The organism is Xylophilus rhododendri (assembly GCF_009906855.1).
GTDB lineage: Bacteria > Pseudomonadota > Gammaproteobacteria > Burkholderiales > Burkholderiaceae_C > Xylophilus > Xylophilus rhododendri.
This window is the reverse complement of the sequence record NZ_CP047650.1, coordinates 986,684-1,003,485: the sequence shown is the minus strand read 5'-3', so window position 1 is coordinate 1,003,485 and position 16,802 is coordinate 986,684. Positions and strand designations below refer to the sequence as shown.

Below are 16,802 nucleotides of genomic sequence, written 5' to 3'. Positions count from 1 at the left end.
CTCAGCCGATGTCGGCGATGCCGCCGCGCGCCAGGCGCAGCCGGCGGTCGGCGCGGGCGGCGGCGCCGTCCGAATGGGTGACCAGCACCAGGGCGGCGCGGTTCTGGCGGGCCTCGGCCACCAGCAGCTCCATCACCTGGGCGGCGGTTTCGGGGTCGAGGTTGCCGGTGGGCTCGTCGGCCAGCAGCAGCGCCGGCCGGTGGGCCAGCGCGCGGGCGATCGCCACCCGCTGCAGCTGGCCGCCGGAGAGCTGCTGCGGCAGGCGCTGCCCCAGGCCCTGCAGGCCGACGGCTTCGAGCATGGCCTGCACCCGTGCCTGGCGTTCGGCCTTGGGCACATCCAGCAGCAGCAGCGGCATGGCGATGTTCTGCGCCACGTCGAGGTGCGGCAGCACATGGAAGGCCTGGAAGACGAAGCCCACATGCTGGCGGCGCCACAGGGCGCGGGCGGTTTCATCCAGCGTGTCCAGCGTCACGCCCGCGGCCCGCACCGAGCCCTGGTCCCAGCGGTCCAGGCCGGCCAGGCAGTTGAGCAGGGTGGATTTGCCCACCCCCGAGGGCCCGACGATGGCGACGAACTCCCCGGCGGCGACCGAGAAATCCACATGCTCGAAGACCGCGGCGGGGCCGTAGCGCTTGGCCAGGTCATGGACGGCGACCGCCGCGTCAGCGCTCATGCCGGCACACGCGCCAGCAGGCCGTCCACCGCGGCGATCACCTGCTGCAGGGCATCCGGCGCATCGGCCGGCACCACCTGCCGCTGCGGCAGGCTGCGCAGCCAGGTGAACTGGCGTTTGGCGAGCTGCCGGGTGGCGGCGACGCCGCGTTCGTGCAGGTCCTGCAGCTGGCGTGCATCGGGTTGGGCGGACTGGTCCAGGGTTTCCCAGGCCTGGCGGTAGCCCACGCAGCGCATCGAGGGCAGGTCGAGCGAGAGGTCGCCGCGTGCGCGCAGGCTGCGTACTTCGTCCAGAAAACCCTGCTCCAGCATGGTGTCGAAGCGCTGGGCGATGCGCCGGTGCAGCCAGGCGCGGTCCGCCGGTTCCAGCGAGACCAGGGTGGCGGCGCTCGGCTCGCCCGCGGCTGAAGCGGCGCGCTGCTGGCGCTGGTGGAAGCTGCTGAGCGGCTGGCCGGTGGCGCGGAAGACTTCCAGCGCACGTTGGATACGCTGGCTGTCCAGCGGGGCGAGGCGCTGCGCGGTGGCGGGGTCCACCAGCGCCAGTTCGGCATGCAGGGCGGCCCAGCCGCGCTCGGCGGCTTCGGCGTCTAGGGCCGCGCGGATCGCGGGGTCGGCCGCCGGCATCGCATCCAGGCCATCGAACAAGGCCTTGAAGTACAGCATGGTGCCGCCGACCAGCAGGGGCAGGGCCCCGCGCTGGCGGATCTCGCGGATGCAGCGTCCGGCATCGGCCACGAAGGCGGCGGCGCTGTAGCGTTCGGCGGCATCCAGGATGTCGATCAGGTGGTGCGGCACGGCGGCCAGCTCGGCCGCGTCGGGCTTGGCGGTGCCGATGTCCATGCCGCGGTAAACCAGGGCCGAATCGACGCTGACGATCTCGACAGGAAAGCGCGGCGCCAGGTGGCGGGCCAGCGCCAGGGCCGCGGCCGTCTTGCCCGAAGCCGTGGGACCGGCCAGCGCGATTACCGGAAGGCCGCTGCCGGTAACGGAAGAAGGGGAAGAAAGACTCGTCGCGGCGCCACTCATCGGGCGAGGTTAGCAGACCGCCTGCGAAGCTTCAGGGCGTGGCGCCCAGCGTGCCGGCCTGCGCCACCTGCGGGGCTTCCAGCGTGTTGAGCCCGAAGAGCCCATGCAGCGCCCGCCGGTACTGGGCCTCGCCGACCGCATTGGTGCTGTAGTGCGATCCGCCCTGCACCAGCACGAACTGCTTGGGCACCGAGGCGGCCTCATAGAGCCGTTTGCCCAGGGCCGCGGGGATCACGCTGTCGTCGGTGCCGTGCACCACCAGCAACGGCGCATGGATGCGGCGCACCTTGTCGATGGATTCGAAGCGCTGGGTGATCAGGGCCGACAGCGGGAGCCAGCCCCATTTGAAATTGCTCACCACATCGGTGATGTTGGTGAAGGTGCCTTCGACGATCACGCCGCTGGCGTCGTCGATATTGGTGGCCAGGTCGATGGCGATGGCGCCGCCCAGCGAATGGCCGAAGACATAACGCGAGCGGTCCGGGAAACGTTTGGCCAGCCATTCCCAGGCGGCGCGGGCGTCTTCACGGGCGGTGTCTTCGGAGGGGAGGGCTTCGCTGCTCTTGCCGAAACCCCGGTAGTCGATGGCCAGTACCGAGAAACCCATCTCCTGCATGCGCCGGATGCGGCCGGCCGAACCCAGCACGTTCCAGCGTGCACCGTGCAGGTAGAGCAGCACGGGCGGGCCGCTGCGGGTCTCGCTGTCCTTGGCGGCGACGGCGCGCGGCAGGTTCTCGGGCGTGGCGGCGGGCAGCCACAGGGCGTGGAGCCGGCCGGGGCCGGCTTCCGTGTCGGACTGGAAGTCGATCCAGACGTCCTGCATGTCCGGTGCTTCCTGCACATTGCCCCAGGCACGGTCGCTGGGCTGGAAGATCCATTCGCGCTGCTTGTAGTCCAGTGTCGAGCATCCCGCCAGCACCGCCATGCCGACGGCCAGGGACGCTAAGTAAGGGCGGGCTTTGGTCATGAGGATGATCGAGCGCGTTGGAAAAGGATTGGTTCCGTTGGTTAACGTCCAGGTACACAGTCGGTGGACAGGGTCCACCGCCGAAATTGCAACAGGATCGGCCCTCTGATCGGACGATCAGCGGCCGCGCAGGAACAGGGCGTCGAGCTCGCGCACCGTCAGCTGGCGCCAGGTGGGCCGGCCGTGGTTGCACTGGTCCGAACGCTCGGTGGTTTCCATCTGCCGCAGCAGCGCGTTCATCTCTTCGAGCGTCAGGCGGCGGTTGGCCCGCACCGCGCCGTGGCAGGCCATGGTGCCCAGCAATTCATTGCGGGCACGCTGGACCACGGTGCTGGCATCGTGTTGCCCCAGTTCCGCAAGCACACTTCGGGCCAGCTCCACCGCGTCGCCCTGCGCGAGCGAGGTGGGCACCGCCCGCACCGCCAGGGTGCGCGGCGAAAACGGGGTGATCTCCAGTCCCAGCGTGGCCAGCACGGTGACGCAGCCTTCGGCCGTGGCCACTTCCTGCGGCGTGGCGGCGAAGGTGGCCGGGATCAGCAGCGGCTGGCTGGCGATGCGGTCGGCATCGAGCTGGGTCTTGAGCCGCTCGTAGACGATGCGTTCGTGGGCCGCATGCATGTCGACCACGATCAGGCCCTGGGTGTTCTCGGCCAGGATGTAGATGCCCTGCAGCTGGGCCAGGGCGCGGCCCAGGGGCCAGTCGCCATCGGGCAGGGGCGCGGGCGTGGCGGGAGCCGGAGCCACGACGGGAGCGTCTTGCGGCCGCGGGCTGGGTTGCCACAACGCGCCCAGTTCTTCCACGCGAATGCCGGAGGGCTCCAGGCCCAGTCCCTGCTGGAACTGACGGTAGGGCGCGGGTGCGGCTGTCGAGGAGAAGGCCGTCGGCATGACCGTGGCGGAAGCAGCGTCTTCCGCCGGGAGCGCGGACGCGGGCAGCAGCGAAGCGGCACCGTTCGTCGCGCCTGCGCGCGGCGCGGCCAGCGCGTTCTCCACCGCATGGCGCACCGCCTGGTGCACCTCGCGGCTGTCGCGAAAGCGCACCTCGATCTTGGTCGGATGCACGTTCACATCGATGCGAGCCGGGTCCACCGCCACATGCAGCGCATACACCGGCTGGCGCTGGCCGTGCAGCACGTCCTCGTAGGCGCTGCGGGCGGCATGGCCGATCACCTTGTCGCGCACATAACGGCCGTTGACCCAGCAGTACTGCCAGTCCGAACGGGAGCGCGCCGCATCGGGCACGCCGGCGCGGCCGCGCACGGTGAGGTTGCCGCTGCGGTGTTCGACCAGCACCGAGCGCTCCAGGAAGTCCTCGCCCAGCACGTCGGCCAGGCGACGGTCATGTGCCTGGGCGCTGGAGCCCTCGCAGCGGCGCCACTGCTCGACCAGCTTGCCTTCGTGCCAGATCGCGAAACCCACGTCCGGCCGGGCCAGGGCATGGCGGCGCACCGCCTCGATGCAGTGGGCCAGTTCGGTCGCGTCGGTCTTCAGGAACTTGCGGCGGGCCGGCGTGGCGAAGAACAGCTCCCGCACCTCCACCGAGGTGCCCACGCCGCGCGCCGCCGGCCGCAGTTCGCCGCTGCGGCCGTCGAGCAGAAAGGCGTTGGGCTGCGCCGCGGTGCGCGAGAGCAAGGACAGCTCCGACACCGAGGAGATGGCGGCCAGCGCCTCGCCGCGAAAACCCATGGTGCCCACCGATTCCAGATCGGCGAGGCTGGCGATCTTGCTGGTGGCGTGGCGCTTGAGGGCGGTGGCCAGTTCGGGTTCGGGAATGCCGGAGCCGTCGTCCTCCACCGCGATCAGCCGCACGCCGCCGGCCAGCAGGCGCACGGTGATCTGGGCGGCCCCGGCGTCCAGGGCGTTGTCGACCAGCTCGCGCACCACCGAGGCGGGCCGCTCCACCACCTCGCCGGCCGCGATCTGGCTGATCAGCTCGTCGGGCAGTTCACGGATGGGTCGGCGGTCGGCAATCACGGTCATCGGCGAATTGTAGGAGTCGGCTAGAGTCGGCGGACCAACAACACAGGGAGCCCCTACGCCGTGGAATTTCTCCATACCCTTCTGGATTTCATCCTCCACGTCGACAAGCATCTGGAAGCCTTCGTGGCCGCCTATGGCGCCTGGATCTACGCGCTTTTGTTCGTCATCGTCTTCGTGGAGACGGGCGTTGTGGTCATGCCTTTCCTGCCCGGCGATTCGCTGCTCTTCATCGTGGGCGCGCTCTCGGGCTCGGGCCTGCTGGACCTGAAGATCGCCATGCCGGTGCTGCTGGTGGCCGCGGTGCTGGGCGACCAGTGCAACTACATGATCGGCCGCAAGCTGGGCCCCAAGGTCTTCGGCTGGGAGGATTCACGCTTCTTCAACCGCAAGGCCTTCGACCAGGCCCATGCCTTCTACGAGAAGTACGGCGGCGTGGCGGTGATCGCGGCGCGCTTCATGCCCTTCATCCGCACCTTCGCGCCCTTCGTGGCGGGCGTGGCCGAAATGAACCGCGCCCGCTTCACGCTTTTCAACGTGGCGGGCGCGATTGTCTGGGTGGTGGGCCTGAGCCTGGCGGGTTACTTCTTCGGCAACCTCGAGTGGGTCAAGTCCAACCTGGAAAAGATCATCTGGGCGCTGATCCTGGTGCCCAGCGCCTTGGCGATCTACGGCGCCTGGCGCTCGGGGCGCCAGAAGGCCGTCTGAGGGTTAGCGGCGCTTGCCGACTTCGTTGCCGACCAGTGCGCCGGCCGCGGCGCCGCCGACGGTGCCCAGCGTGCTGCCGAAGAGCGCGTTGCCGGCCACGCCGCCAGCCACGGCGCCGACGCCGGTGCCGACCTGTGCGTTGGTCGGGCCACCGCCGGCACAGCCGCTCAGGCTGACGATGGCGGCTGCTGCGGCGGCGAGGAGGATGTTCGTCTTCTTCATTGGGTTCACCTTTTGGTTTGTTTCGAAGTCAGGCTTCTTGAAAACCTGTGTCGCCACTTTATGAAGGTGAATCACGCCCGCCTGTAGGCGCATGACGGCCGCGCCTGTCGTCTGGCGAGGCCAGCGCACCCCGGGATTTAGCCCGTGGCGCGGTCAGAGCGTGCGGCTGCGCGCCAGTGGCGGGTTGCGCGCGAAATAGCCCTGTATGCCCTTGAGCAGGGCATCGGCCATGCGCACCTGGTAGGCCGGGTCGCGCAGGCGTTCCTCTTCTTCCGGATTGCTGATGAAGGCGGTCTCCACCAGCACGCTGGGGATGTCCGGCGCCTTCAGCACCGCGAAGCCGGCCTGCTCCACGCTGCCCTTGTGCAGCTTGCCGCCCAGGCCGCCGATCTGGCGCAGCAGGGCGCTGCCGAGCTTCAGGCTGTCGTTGATCTGCGCGGTGGTGCTCATGTCGAGCATGGCGCGGGCCACGTGCACATCCTTGCTGCCCACGTTGAGCCCGCCGACCAGGTCGGAGGAGTTTTCCTTGTTGGCCAGCCAGCGCGCGGCGGAACTGGAGGCGCCGCCCTGGCTCAGCGCGAACACGCTGGCGCCCTGGGCGGCCGGGGTGGTGAAGGCATCGGCGTGGATGCTGACGAAGAGGTCGGCCTGCACCCGGCGGGCCTTCTCCACCCGCTGGCCCAGGGGCACGAAGAAGTCGGCGTCGCGGGTGAGGAAGGCGCGCATCGGATTGCCGCCGACGCTGCTGGCGTTGATGCGGTCGCGCAGCAGGTGGGCGATGCGCAGCACGATGTCCTTCTCGTGCGTGCCGGAGGGGCCGGTGGCGCCGGGGTCCTCGCCACCGTGGCCGGGGTCGATGGCCACGATGATGATGCGGTCGGTGCGGGTGCTGCTGGGCAGCGGCGCGCCGGGCACCAGCGGGGCCGGCGGCGGGGCCGCGGCCAGGGCGGCCGGCATCGGCGGCAGGGGCAGTGCCGGGCGCTGGCCGGGGCTGGTGTTGTTGGGCGTGGTGGGCGCGGGTTTGTCGCTCTGTTTTGCGATGAGCTCGCCCAGCGGATCGGCGGCCACCGGCGGGGCGCCGGCCGGCGCCACGCGCTGGGCATCGCGCAGGCGACCGGCGATCAGGTCTTCCAGCGGGTCCAGCGCTTCGGCCGGATAGAGGTCCAGCACCAGCCGGTGGCGGTAGGCGGCGATCGGCGGCAGGGTGAACACCTGCGGCCGCGCGGCCTGCTTCAGGTCCAGCACCAGGCGCACCACATTGGGCGCATTCTGGCCGACCCGCACACCGGCGATGAAGGGGTCGTCGCTCTTGACCTTGGACACCAGCTCGCGCAGGGCGGGGTCGAGTTCGATGCCCTCGATGTCCACCGCCAGGCGCGGCGGCGAGGACACGAAGATTTGCTTGGTCTCCAGCGCGCTGTCGGATTCGATGGTGACGCGGGTGTATTCGGCCGCGGGCCAGACCCGCACCGCCAGGATGCCGGCGCCGCGCGCGATCTGCGCGCCGCCCAGCATCAGCAGCACGGTGCCGGCGCGCAGGGCGCCGCGGCGGGTGAGGGCGCCCGGGGCGGCGGCGCGGGTGGGTCGGAAACGCTTCATTCGGATGTTCTGGCGGCCTCGGCATGGCGCAGCAGCGCCTCGCCGAGGCGGGTGTTGGCGGTCAGGGTGACGCTGCGGGTTTCGTCGGCTTGGCTGGTCAGGGCGATGTCCAGGTCCGGCACCGGCAGCACGCCCGCGGCCTTCTCGGGCCATTCGGCGAGCTTCAGGCCCTCGGCGGCGAAGATGTCGCGAAAGCCGGCGTCTTCCCATTCGCGCGGGTCGTCGAAGCGGTAGAAGTCGAAATGCGAGACCGGCCAGGCGCCGTCCGGTCCGGACACCTGGTGCGGTTCGACCACCGCATAGGTCGGGCTCTTGATGCGGCCCTCGATGCCCAGCGCCCGCAGCAGGTGGCGCACGAAGGTGGTCTTGCCGGCACCCAGATCGCCGTGCAGCGCGATGAAGGCATGGCGCAGTTCGGCCGCGCCGGCCAGCCGCAGCGCGAAAGCCTGGGTGGCGTCTTCATCGGCCCAGGCCAGCGTCAGGCTGGGGGGCGAGGGGGTTCCTACAATTCCGGGGTGATCAGCAGCAGTCAACTCGTCTCTCGGATTCAGGAGTGGGCACGCGAGATGGGATTCTCCCAAATCGGCGTGACCGGTGTGGATCTGTCTTCCGCCGAAGCAGGGTTGATCGCCTGGCTGGCCCAAGGGTTCCATGGCGAGATGCATTACATGGCGGCCCACGGCCTGCGCCGGGCCCGGCCGGCCGAGCTGGTGCCGGGCACGGTCAGCGTGCTGACGGCGCGCATGGACTACCTGCCGCGCGACACCCCGCCCGACTGGCAGGCGCGCGAGACCGCCCGGCTGCACCGGCCCGGCGAGGCCATCGTCTCCGTCTACGCCCGCGGCCGGGACTATCACAAGGTGCTGCGCAGCCGGCTGCAGAGGCTGGCCGAACGCATCGCGGAGGAGGTCGGCCCGCTCGGCCACCGGGTGTTCACCGACTCCGCACCTGTGCTGGAAGCCGAACTCGCCGCCCGCAGCGGCCAGGGCTGGCGCGGCAAACACACGCTGGTGCTGGACCGGGCTGGGGGCTCGATGTTCTTCCTGGGCGAGATCTATCTCGACCTGGCCCTGCCGCCCACCGAGCCGGTGAGCGCGCATTGCGGCAGCTGCCAGGCCTGCATCACGGTCTGCCCCACCCAGGCCATCCTGGCGCCGGGGCGGCTGGATGCGCGGCGCTGCATCTCCTACCTCACGATCGAGCATGCCGGTCCGATCCCGCTGGAGCTGCGCCCGCTGATCGGCAACCGCATCTACGGCTGCGACGACTGCCAGGTCAGCTGTCCGTGGAACAAGTACGCCAGGCCATCCACCTTGGCCGACTTCGATGCCCGCCCTGGCCTGCAGGGCGAGCCGCTGGCCGCGCTGATCGGCTGGAGCGAGGCGGAGTTCCTGCGCCGCACCGAAGGCGGGCCGATCCGCCGCATCGGCCATGCCCGCTGGCTGCGCAATCTGGCGGTCGGCCTGGGCAATGCCTTGCGCGCGGCGCCGGACGAGGCCGCACGGGCGCCGCTGCTGGCCGCGCTGCAGGCGCAGTCCGGGCATGCCGACGAGGTGGTCCGCGAACATGTCGCCTGGGCGCTGGCCCAGGCCTCAGAGCCAGCGCAGCAGTGACAACGCGAAAGGCAGGCTGACCACGCCCGCCACCGTGGACAGGGTGACCAGCCCGGCGACGTAAGGCCCGTTGTAGCCCATGCGCGCCGCCAGCACATAGCAGCTCGACGCGGTGGGCAGGGCGGCGAACATCAGCAGCACCGTGGCCTGCGTATGGCCCAGGTGGAACAGCTTGGAAAAACCCAGCGCCGCGATGGGCGAGACCAGATGCCGGATCAGCAGCATGCAGGCGCCCAGGGTCAGCCCGCCGCTCATCGCGGAGAACTGCATGCCCGCCCCGGCGCACAGCAGTCCCAGGGCCAGCGCCGCCGCGCCGATGCGCGAGACGGCCGGCGCCAGCAGGTCGGGAATCGTCAGCCCCGCCAGGTTGAAGGCCAGGGCCGCGCAGGTGCCCACGATCAGCGGATTGCGCAGCAGCGAGCCCAGCACCTTGTGGCCGCCATGGCGCGCCATGGGCCAGACGGCGGCCACGTTGTAGATGGGCACGCCCACGCCGATCAACACCGCGATCGCCTGGCCGCCGGCCGGCCCGGCCAGCCGTTCGGCCAGCGCCAGGGCGATGTAGGAGTTGAAGCGGAAGGCGACCTGCGCGCTGGCCGCGGCGTCGCGCCGGTCCACCCGGTTGCGCAGCCAGGGCAAGTGCGGCACCGCATAGGCCAGTCCTATGCCGACCAGCCCGGTCAGCACGCCGGCCGCCACCATGCTGGAGGCGGCGCGCAGCTCCAGCGGCGCCTTGGCGATCGACTGGAACAGCAGCACCGGGAAGAGGAAGTAATAGACCAGGGTCTCCGCCTGCTGCCAGACCGGCCGGTCGAGCGCCGTGAAGCGGCACAGCAGATAGCCGCAGAGGATGAGCGAGAAGTCGGGGAAAAGCAGTTGCGCGTAATTCACGCGGGGCAGGATAGCAGCGGGTCCGGTCCGGGTTTCCCCCAGGTGAGTGAGTGCTGTGAGACTCCCGTCCAGGGCCGGGATCGCGTTTAGCATGTGCCATCGATTCACATACGGAGGAGACATCCATGCAACGCAGGACCCTGGTCGCAACGGCCGCCGCATTCCTGGCAGCCGCCAGTGGCAACGTCCTGGCGCAAGCCGCCTGGCCCAACAAACCGATCCACCTGGTCGTGCCCTTCGCCCCCGGCGGCACCACCGACATCGTGGCGCGGGTCATCGCCGATCCGCTGAGCCGGGTGCTGGGCCAGCCGGTGCTGGTGGAGAACAAGGCCGGTGGCGGCGGCGTGATCGGCGCGCAGGACACCGCGCGCTCCGCGCCCGATGGTTATTACCTGGGCCTGGCGACCGTCTCCAGCACCGCGTCGGCCCCGGCGATCAACCCCAAGACCCCGTACAACCCGATCACCGACTTCACGCCCATCATCAACATCGCGGCCACGCCCAACATCATCGCGGTGCATCCGTCCTTCCCGGCCAAGGACTACGCCTCCTTCGCCGAGGCGCTGAAGAAGTCGCCCGGCAAGTACTCGTACGCCACCTCGGGCACCGGCGGCATCGGCCACATGCTGATGGAGCTCTACAAGAGCCTCACCGGCACCTTCGTCACCCACATCCCCTACCGCGGCGCCGGCCCGGCGCTCAACGACGTGGTGGCCGGGCAAGTGCCGATGATCTTCGACAACCTGCCGTCGGCCCTGCCTTTCGTGAAGGAAGGCCGGCTGGTGCCCATCGTCGTGGCCGCGCCGCAGCGCCTGGCCGCGCTGCCCAACGTGCCGACCTTCAAGGAAGTCGGTCTGGAGCCGGTCAACCGCCTGGCCTACTACGGCATCCTGGGCCCCAAGAACATGCCGCGCGAGATCGTCGACAAGATCAACGCCGGCGTGAAGAAGGTGCTGGAAGACCCGGCCGTGCGCAAACGCATCGAGGACACCGGCTCCCTGGTCCTGGGCAACACGCCCGAGCAGTTCGCCGCCGAGATCAAGGCCGAGTTCGAGGTCTACAAGAAGGTGGTCCAGCAGCAGAAGCTGGTGCTGGAATAGAGATTTGCTAAGTTCGGGCGCCATGGAACGCCCGAACCCCGCCGCCTCCGCCACGGAAAGCCAGCCCCGCATCGATGCCTTCGTCGATGCGATCTGGCTGGAGGACGGCCTTTCCTCCAACACCCTGGCCGCCTACCGACGCGACCTCGCGGGCTACGCCGGCTGGCTGGCCCAGGCCATGCCTGGCACCGCCATCGATGCCACCGCCGAACACCATCTGCAGGCCTACATGGCCGCGCAGTTCAGCACCAGCAAGCCCAGCACCGCCAACCGGCGGCTCACCGTGTTGCGGCGCTATTTCCACTGGGCGATCCGCGAGGGCGCGGTGCAGCGAGACCCCACCTTGCGCCTGCTGCCGGCCAAGCCGCCGATGCGCACGCCGGCCACGCTGTCGGAGGCGCAGGTCGATGCACTGCTGAACGCGCCGGATGTCTCCACCGCGCTGGGCCTGCGCGACAAGGCCATGCTGGAGCTGATCTATGCCAGCGGCCTGCGGGTGAGCGAGCTGATCGGCCTGCGCATGTTCCAGCTGTCGATGAACGATGGCGTGCTGCGGGTCACCGGCAAGGGCGCCAAGGAGCGCCTGGTGCCCTTCGGCCAGGTGGCGCGTGAATGGCTGACCCGCTACCTGGCCCAGTCGCGGCCCGAGCTGCTGGCCGGCCGGCAGACCGAGGACCTGTTCGTCACCGCCCGCGAGGGCCGCGCCATGCAGCGCATGAACTTCTGGCTGGTGGTGCGGCGCTATGCGGTGGCGGCGGGCATCCACACCAAGCTGTCGCCGCACACGTTGCGCCACGCCTTCGCCACGCATCTGCTCAACCACGGTGCCGACCTGCGGGCGGTGCAGCTGCTGCTGGGCCATGCCGACATCTCCACGACGACCATCTACACGCATGTGGCGCGCGAGCGCCTGAAGACGCTGCATGGCAAGCACCACCCACGCGGCTGAGCCGCCGCCCGCGCTGCGCATCGGCACTGCCGGCTGGAGCCTGCCTAGGCAGAGCTGGCCGGCATTTCCCGCCGAAGGCACGCATCTGCAGCGCTATGCGGGTGTCTTCGGCATGGCCGAGATCGACACCTCCTTCTACCGCCCGCACCAGCCCAAGACCTATGCCCGCTGGGGCGAGAGCACGCCGGACCATTTCCGCTTCTCGGTGAAGCTGCCGCGCGAGATCACCCACGACCGGGCATTGGCCGATGTCGAGCAGCCGCTGGCGGCTTTCCTCGGCCAGGTCGAAGCCCTGGGCCCGCGGCTGGGTTGCCTGCTGGTGCAGCTGGCGCCCAGCCTGGCCTTCGAGGCGGCGACGGTCGATGCTTTCCTCAACCTGCTGCGCCGCCAGTACCCTGGCTTGGTGGCGCTGGAGCCGCGCCACGCCAGCTGGTTCGGGCGCGAAGCCCATGCGCTGCTGGCGGCGCACCGGGTGGGGCGGGTGCTGGCCGATCCGGTGCGCGAGGCGGGCGGCGAATCGCCCGGCGGCTGGCGCGGTCTTGCCTATCTGCGGCTGCATGGTTCGCCGCGCACTTATTATTCGGGTTACTCCGTAGACGGCCTGGCCGACTGGGCGCGGCTGTTGCGCCGGTACCGGGACGAAGGCGCCGAATGCTGGTGTGTGTTCGACAACACCGCCGCCGGCCATGCGGTGCCCGATGCGCTGGCGCTGCAGGCGCTGTTGTCCAAGTCCTGACCGCCCCGCTGTGCCGCTGACCTTTTCTCATCCCCATCGTTCTTCATGAAGAAACTACTCCTCTCCCTGCTGCTCGGCGTCACCGCCATCGCCGCCCTGGCCCAGGCGCCCCAGCCCTATCCCAACCGTGCGATCCGCATCGTCGTGGCCTACCCGGCCGGCGGCGTCAGCGACAACGTGGCGCGCTCCCTGGCCGAGCGCCTGAGCGGCCCGCTGGGCGTGCCGGTGATCGTGGAGAACAAGGCCGGCGCCAGCGGCGGCATCGGCATCGATGCGGTGGCCAAGGCCGCGCCGGACGGCTACACGCTGGGCTTCTCGGCCATCAGCCCGCTGGTGCTGAACCCGCACCTGGGCCCCACGCCCTTCGATCCGCTGCACGACATCGCGCCGGTGGCCAGCGTGATGTATTCGCCGGTGGTGGTGATGGGCACTTCGGCGCTGGCGCCGCGCGACTTCAAGGGCCTGATGGCATACGCCATGGCCCATCCCGGCGAGGTGCGCTGGGCCACCTCGGGCAATGCATCGCTGGGCCACCTGATGCTGGCGCAGCTGCAGGCGGCCGCCGGCGTCACCGTCACCCATGTGCCCTACAAGGGCGGCGGCCAGCAGCTGAACGATGCGCTGGGCGGGCATTTCGAGGTGCTGTCGACCAATGCCGCGCCGGCCATCGTGTCGCAGGCCAAGCAGGGCAAGCTGGTGCCGCTGGCCGTGGGCGCGCCTTCGCGCCTGGGCAGCCTGCCCGATGTGCCCACGCTGGGCGAGCTGGGCTACGGCGCGGCCAATCTGTCCTCGGTGTTCGGCATCTTCGCGCCGGGCAAGACGCCGCAGCCGGTGGTGCAGCGGCTCAATACCGAGATCAACCGCATCCTGGCCAACCCCGATTTCCGCAACCAGCTGCTGGCGGCCGACAACGTGGCCACCACCATGAGCACGGCGGAATTCGGCAAGCAGATCGCGGCCGAATCGGCCAGCAACGCCCGCATCATCAAGGCGGCGGGCATCAAGGCGGACTAGATGTCCGGTCGGCTACCGGCTTCGCTTTCATAGGGAGTGAGTTGTCACTAATGAATGATTGCCGATTGAAAATCTGAATTAAAGTCCCGCCCCATCGAGAGGGGAAACCGGGATGCATAAATTCGTGAAGCGGACCCGCGCTGCGCTTGTGGCCTGCGTGGTGCTGAGCTTGTCGGCCTGTGGCGGCGGAAATTCCGTCGTAGCTAACGACATTGCCGCCCCCGTAGGTGGCGCGCCAGCCGGTGAAGCGGCCACTGCCGGCACACCGGCTGCACCGGGCGGCCCGGGGCCGGCGCCCGCTGCCATCATGACGCTGGGCGATGCGATCCGTGCGGCCGAAGCCGCGGGCCAGCTGCCCCGATTGAACCGCGAGCGCACGGTCGCAGGTCCGGACGCCGATGCGAACGGGGTGCGGGACGACATCGACGCTTACGTCGCCGCCCTGCCCAGCCCTGCCGAGCAGCGGGGCGCCTTGCTTCAATTGTCCAGGGCCCTGCAGGTGGCCATGCTGGCGGATACCGGACAGCAGTCCGGACTGATCGCGGCGACACGCGGGATCGCCAAGGCGGTTGCCTGTATCCATCAGGTCTACCCGACGGGTGAGTCCAGCCGCAGTGTTCGCACGGTTGAGAAGTTCACGGTGAACACCAGAACCCGCTTCGACGCCTATGAACGATTCAATGTCGCCATCAGCGGCACCTCCACCGTCTACCCGCGAGGAGACGTGTGTGAGAACTGAATGCCACCGTCTTCTTCGCAGTTTCATCATCGTTTCGTTGATGGCGGCGCAATCGTTCTCGGCGCTCGGGTCGGTCCGTGATGAGGCCTTGTGTCAGCCGGCCGGCTACACCGTCGGGTTCTTCAACGGCGTGCTCAATACCGCATCGCAGGCGGGCGAAGGAATGGGCTCGCTCCAGGGGCTGATCGGCGACGAAGTCAACGACGAATCCGTCCAATACGAGAACTTCTACAACCACTCCGGCGGCGTCATGCAGGATCTCGCGGAAACCTTCGTCCAGCGGGCCGCGGAGATTGACCGCAGCGGCGAACTCGGCGCGCGATGGGAGTTCTTCTGGGACAGCCTGTCCGGCGACCAGGGGCTGGTGGCCAGCCTCACCACACGCCTGCCTGCCGCCGCCAGCTTGATGGACGCGATCCACACCAGCCTCAGCACCAGGATCGTGGCCTTCACCGCCTCGCTGTTCACCAGCCAGGCGCCCACGCAGGCCGACTACGCCAGCCACAATACCCGGCTGGATGCGCTGCTGGTGCAGAAACAGAAACTCATGCTGGTGGCGCACTCCCAGGGGAATCTCTTCATGAACCAGGCCTATGACTACATCGAGCCCAAGGCCGGCCGATCGGTGGCGGCGGTACATGTGGCACCTGCGTCACCCACGCTGCGGGGCCCTCACGTGCTGGCCGATATCGATCTCGTCATCAATGCCATGCGTGCGCAGGGCCTGGCATCGGTTCCACCCGCCAACATCAGCCTGCCGTACTCCCGCTTCGATGTGACAGGGCACTTTTTTGCCGAAACCTATCTCGATGCTGCCCGCAGCGCCAGGAGCTTGGTGGCTTCCCTGGTGGAGACCGCGATGGACTCGCTGCAAACACCGGAAACCGTCGGCAGCCCTGGGGCGTTCACCGTCACGCTGACCTGGGATGGCCCTGGCGATGTGGATCTGCATACCTTCGAGCCCACCGGGACGCATGTGTACTACGACCATCCCGTGGGTCATGCAGGATTTCTCGACGTCGATAACACAGTGGGGTATGGGCCCGAGCACTACTACGCTGCGTGCGATTCACGCACTCTGCAGACCGGCGCGTACGCCATCGTCATCGACAACTTCGACAAGACGCCTGGCCGGCAGGCGACGGTTCAGGTGGCGTCGTCACGGGAAGGCGTGATCTTCACTGCCAAACTTCCCGTCGGCACTGCATCGACTCCAGTCGTGAGTGTTCTCGTCAGCCAGGACCAGAAAGGCAGGTTCCGGTTCGCCGCGCAGTAAGCAGCGCCCGGCCAAGGCCGGGCCGCCTGGCTCAGCCCGGCGCCATCTCGTCCGCCCAGGCCAGGGCGTTCAGATGCGCCCAGTTGACCTGGTGGTTCGACAGCCCGAGCGCGATCGCCGTCTCGGCAAAGACCTTGTCGTTCTCGCTTTCGCAGGCTTCCGTCAGCGTCAGCAACGGTGCGAAGGGGCCCTGGTGGTGCAGCAGAGCGTCGGTCACCGCCTGCGGCAGGGACAGCGATTCCAGCGCCTTCTGCATCGGCATGCTCAACATCGCGTCCAGCAGCGAGAACACACCCACCACGAAGGCGTTGTCGGCTTCGTCGCGCGGCATGATCTCGGTGGCCAGCAGCTCCATCAGCCGGCCGCGCACCACGGCGGTGGTGCCGAGTGCCGGCGCGCTGCCATCCTGCGGCGTGGTCATCAGCATGGCCGCCCAGCGGAACAGCTTGTTCAGGCCCAGGATCATCACGGCGTGGCGGAAGGAGGTCACTTCCGTGGTCAGGCCGAAGCCCGCCGAGTTGATGAAACGCAGCAGGTTGAAGGAGAGGGTGGGGTCGCGTTTGAGCAGTTCCTCGATCTCCACAGGATCGGCCTGGCGCCGCACCAGGTTGATCAGCTGCAGCACGATGGCCTGCGAAGGCCGCACGCCCTTGGCCTCGATCACGCTGGGCTTGGCGAACCAGTGGCCCTGGAAGAGGGCCACGCCGTAGCCGGCCAGCTGCGCCTGCACCTCGGCCGTGTGCACGTTCTGCGCGATCACCTGCGCCTGGGTGGAGCTGCGCACCAGCCGTACCAGCGACTGGCCGATCTGCGGCGCGAAATGCGCCAGGTCCAGCCGCACATGGGAGGCCAGCGGCAGCCATTCGAGGAAGGACTTCTTCAGCACACCCTGGTCGAAGGCCAGGCGGAAGCCGCGGGCGCGCAGGTCCTTGAGCAGCTGGGTGACGGGCGCCACCGCGGCCGGGCTCTCGTCGGGCAACGAGGGCACCATCAGCACCACCCGCTCGGGCGGCACCAGGTCCAGGTCGCCGTTGCTCAGGCTCTCGTGCTCGCAGCGGATGAAGACGGTGTGGCGGCCCAGCAGGCCTTCGGCATCGGGGTGGGACAGCAGGTTCAGCAGCAGCGCGATGCCCGATGCGGCCGCGGGGCCGGCCGAGCGGTCGAACAGCTCGTAGCCGACGACCGCGCGGTCGCGGTCGACGATGGCCTCGCGGCCGATCAGGCCTGCGTCGGCGAAGGAGGCGGTGGCGGCGACGTCGGACGGATCGTTGGAAGGCATGGCGCTCGGCGGAACAAAAGCGAAATGTTAA

Annotated in this window: 17 protein-coding genes; 8 read left to right on the top strand and 9 right to left on the bottom strand. The window is 69.2% G+C overall.

The annotated features are described in order from the left end of the window. Position 1: 1 nt before the first annotated feature. The 4 genes from GT347_RS04620 to mutL all read right to left on the bottom strand — a co-directional run bounded on the left by GT347_RS04620 (position 2) and on the right by mutL (position 4,648). A complete protein-coding gene (locus GT347_RS04620) occupies positions 2–676 on the bottom strand; it encodes an ABC transporter ATP-binding protein (RefSeq protein WP_160550843.1) in 675 nt (224 codons plus the stop codon). Then, positions 673–1,701: a tRNA (adenosine(37)-N6)-dimethylallyltransferase MiaA gene (miaA, locus tag GT347_RS04615; protein WP_160550842.1), complete on the bottom strand. Its 1,029-nt coding sequence runs from the start codon at positions 1,699–1,701 to the stop codon at positions 673–675. Before miaA ends, GT347_RS04620 begins: the two co-directional genes overlap by 4 nt. Positions 1,702–1,732: 31 nt before the next feature. Next, positions 1,733–2,668, bottom strand: a complete 936-nt coding sequence (locus GT347_RS04610) for an alpha/beta hydrolase (RefSeq protein ID WP_160550841.1) — start codon at positions 2,666–2,668, stop codon at positions 1,733–1,735. A 117-nt stretch (positions 2,669–2,785) separates the two neighbouring features. Then, positions 2,786–4,648 carry a DNA mismatch repair endonuclease MutL gene (mutL, locus tag GT347_RS04605; RefSeq protein WP_160550840.1) on the bottom strand — a complete coding sequence of 621 codons (1,863 nt, stop codon included), beginning with the start codon at positions 4,646–4,648 and terminating at the stop codon, positions 2,786–2,788. A gap of 60 nt (positions 4,649–4,708) precedes the next feature. Here mutL and GT347_RS04600 point away from each other — a divergent pair, with 60 nt between their 5' ends. Next, entirely contained in the window at positions 4,709–5,353 is a 645-nt protein-coding gene (locus GT347_RS04600; protein WP_160550839.1) for a DedA family protein, read from the top strand. 3 nt (positions 5,354–5,356) lie between these two features. Here the strand turns inward: GT347_RS04600 and GT347_RS04595 are convergent, their stop codons facing one another. The 3 genes from GT347_RS04595 to tsaE form a co-directional block, all read right to left on the bottom strand. Next, positions 5,357–5,575, bottom strand: a complete 219-nt coding sequence (locus tag GT347_RS04595; protein ID WP_160550838.1) for a glycine zipper 2TM domain-containing protein — start codon at positions 5,573–5,575, stop codon at positions 5,357–5,359. A gap of 153 nt (positions 5,576–5,728) precedes the next feature. Then, on the bottom strand, positions 5,729–7,174 hold the full coding sequence (locus GT347_RS04590) for an N-acetylmuramoyl-L-alanine amidase (RefSeq protein WP_160550837.1): 1,446 nt from the start codon (positions 7,172–7,174) through the stop codon (positions 5,729–5,731). Next, positions 7,171–7,707: a tRNA (adenosine(37)-N6)-threonylcarbamoyltransferase complex ATPase subunit type 1 TsaE gene (tsaE, locus tag GT347_RS04585; RefSeq protein ID WP_229722687.1), complete on the bottom strand. Its 537-nt coding sequence runs from the start codon at positions 7,705–7,707 to the stop codon at positions 7,171–7,173. Before tsaE ends, GT347_RS04590 begins: the two co-directional genes overlap by 4 nt. On the opposite strand from tsaE, the gene queG reads away from it, so the two are divergent. Next, on the top strand, positions 7,690–8,787 hold the full coding sequence (gene queG / locus GT347_RS04580) for a tRNA epoxyqueuosine(34) reductase QueG (protein WP_229722685.1): 1,098 nt from the start codon (positions 7,690–7,692) through the stop codon (positions 8,785–8,787). The two genes, tsaE and queG, sit on opposite strands and share 18 nt — an antisense overlap. Here the strand turns inward: queG and GT347_RS04575 are convergent. Then, positions 8,767–9,678 carry an AEC family transporter gene (locus tag GT347_RS04575; RefSeq protein ID WP_160550835.1) on the bottom strand — a complete coding sequence of 304 codons (912 nt, stop codon included), beginning with the start codon at positions 9,676–9,678 and terminating at the stop codon, positions 8,767–8,769. The genes queG and GT347_RS04575 overlap by 21 nt on opposite strands. 125 nt (positions 9,679–9,803) lie before the next feature. On the opposite strand from GT347_RS04575, the gene GT347_RS04570 reads away from it, so the two are divergent. The 6 genes from GT347_RS04570 (at position 9,804) to GT347_RS27385 (ending at position 15,492) form a co-directional block, all read left to right on the top strand. After that, positions 9,804–10,778, top strand: a complete 975-nt coding sequence (locus tag GT347_RS04570; RefSeq protein WP_160550834.1) for a tripartite tricarboxylate transporter substrate binding protein BugE — start codon at positions 9,804–9,806, stop codon at positions 10,776–10,778. A 22-nt stretch (positions 10,779–10,800) separates the two neighbouring features. Then, on the top strand, positions 10,801–11,727 hold the full coding sequence (gene xerD / locus GT347_RS04565; protein ID WP_160550833.1) for a site-specific tyrosine recombinase XerD: 927 nt from the start codon (positions 10,801–10,803) through the stop codon (positions 11,725–11,727). Next, entirely contained in the window at positions 11,702–12,463 is a 762-nt protein-coding gene (locus GT347_RS04560) for a DUF72 domain-containing protein (RefSeq protein ID WP_160550832.1), read from the top strand. The genes xerD and GT347_RS04560 overlap by 26 nt, the downstream gene beginning before the upstream one ends. 45 nt (positions 12,464–12,508) lie before the next feature. Then, entirely contained in the window at positions 12,509–13,477 is a 969-nt protein-coding gene (locus tag GT347_RS04555) for a Bug family tripartite tricarboxylate transporter substrate binding protein (RefSeq protein WP_160550831.1), read from the top strand. Positions 13,478–13,589: 112 nt separating this feature from the next. Then, positions 13,590–14,216: a hypothetical protein gene (locus tag GT347_RS04550; RefSeq protein WP_160550830.1), complete on the top strand. Its 627-nt coding sequence runs from the start codon at positions 13,590–13,592 to the stop codon at positions 14,214–14,216. Then, a complete protein-coding gene (locus tag GT347_RS27385; RefSeq protein WP_229722684.1) occupies positions 14,206–15,492 on the top strand; it encodes a YfaP family protein in 1,287 nt (428 codons plus the stop codon). The genes GT347_RS04550 and GT347_RS27385 overlap by 11 nt, the downstream gene beginning before the upstream one ends. A gap of 31 nt (positions 15,493–15,523) precedes the next feature. Here the strand turns inward: GT347_RS27385 and GT347_RS04540 are convergent, their stop codons facing one another. After that, on the bottom strand, positions 15,524–16,771 hold the full coding sequence (locus GT347_RS04540) for an EAL and HDOD domain-containing protein (RefSeq protein WP_160550829.1): 1,248 nt from the start codon (positions 16,769–16,771) through the stop codon (positions 15,524–15,526). Positions 16,772–16,802: the final 31 nt, after the last annotated feature.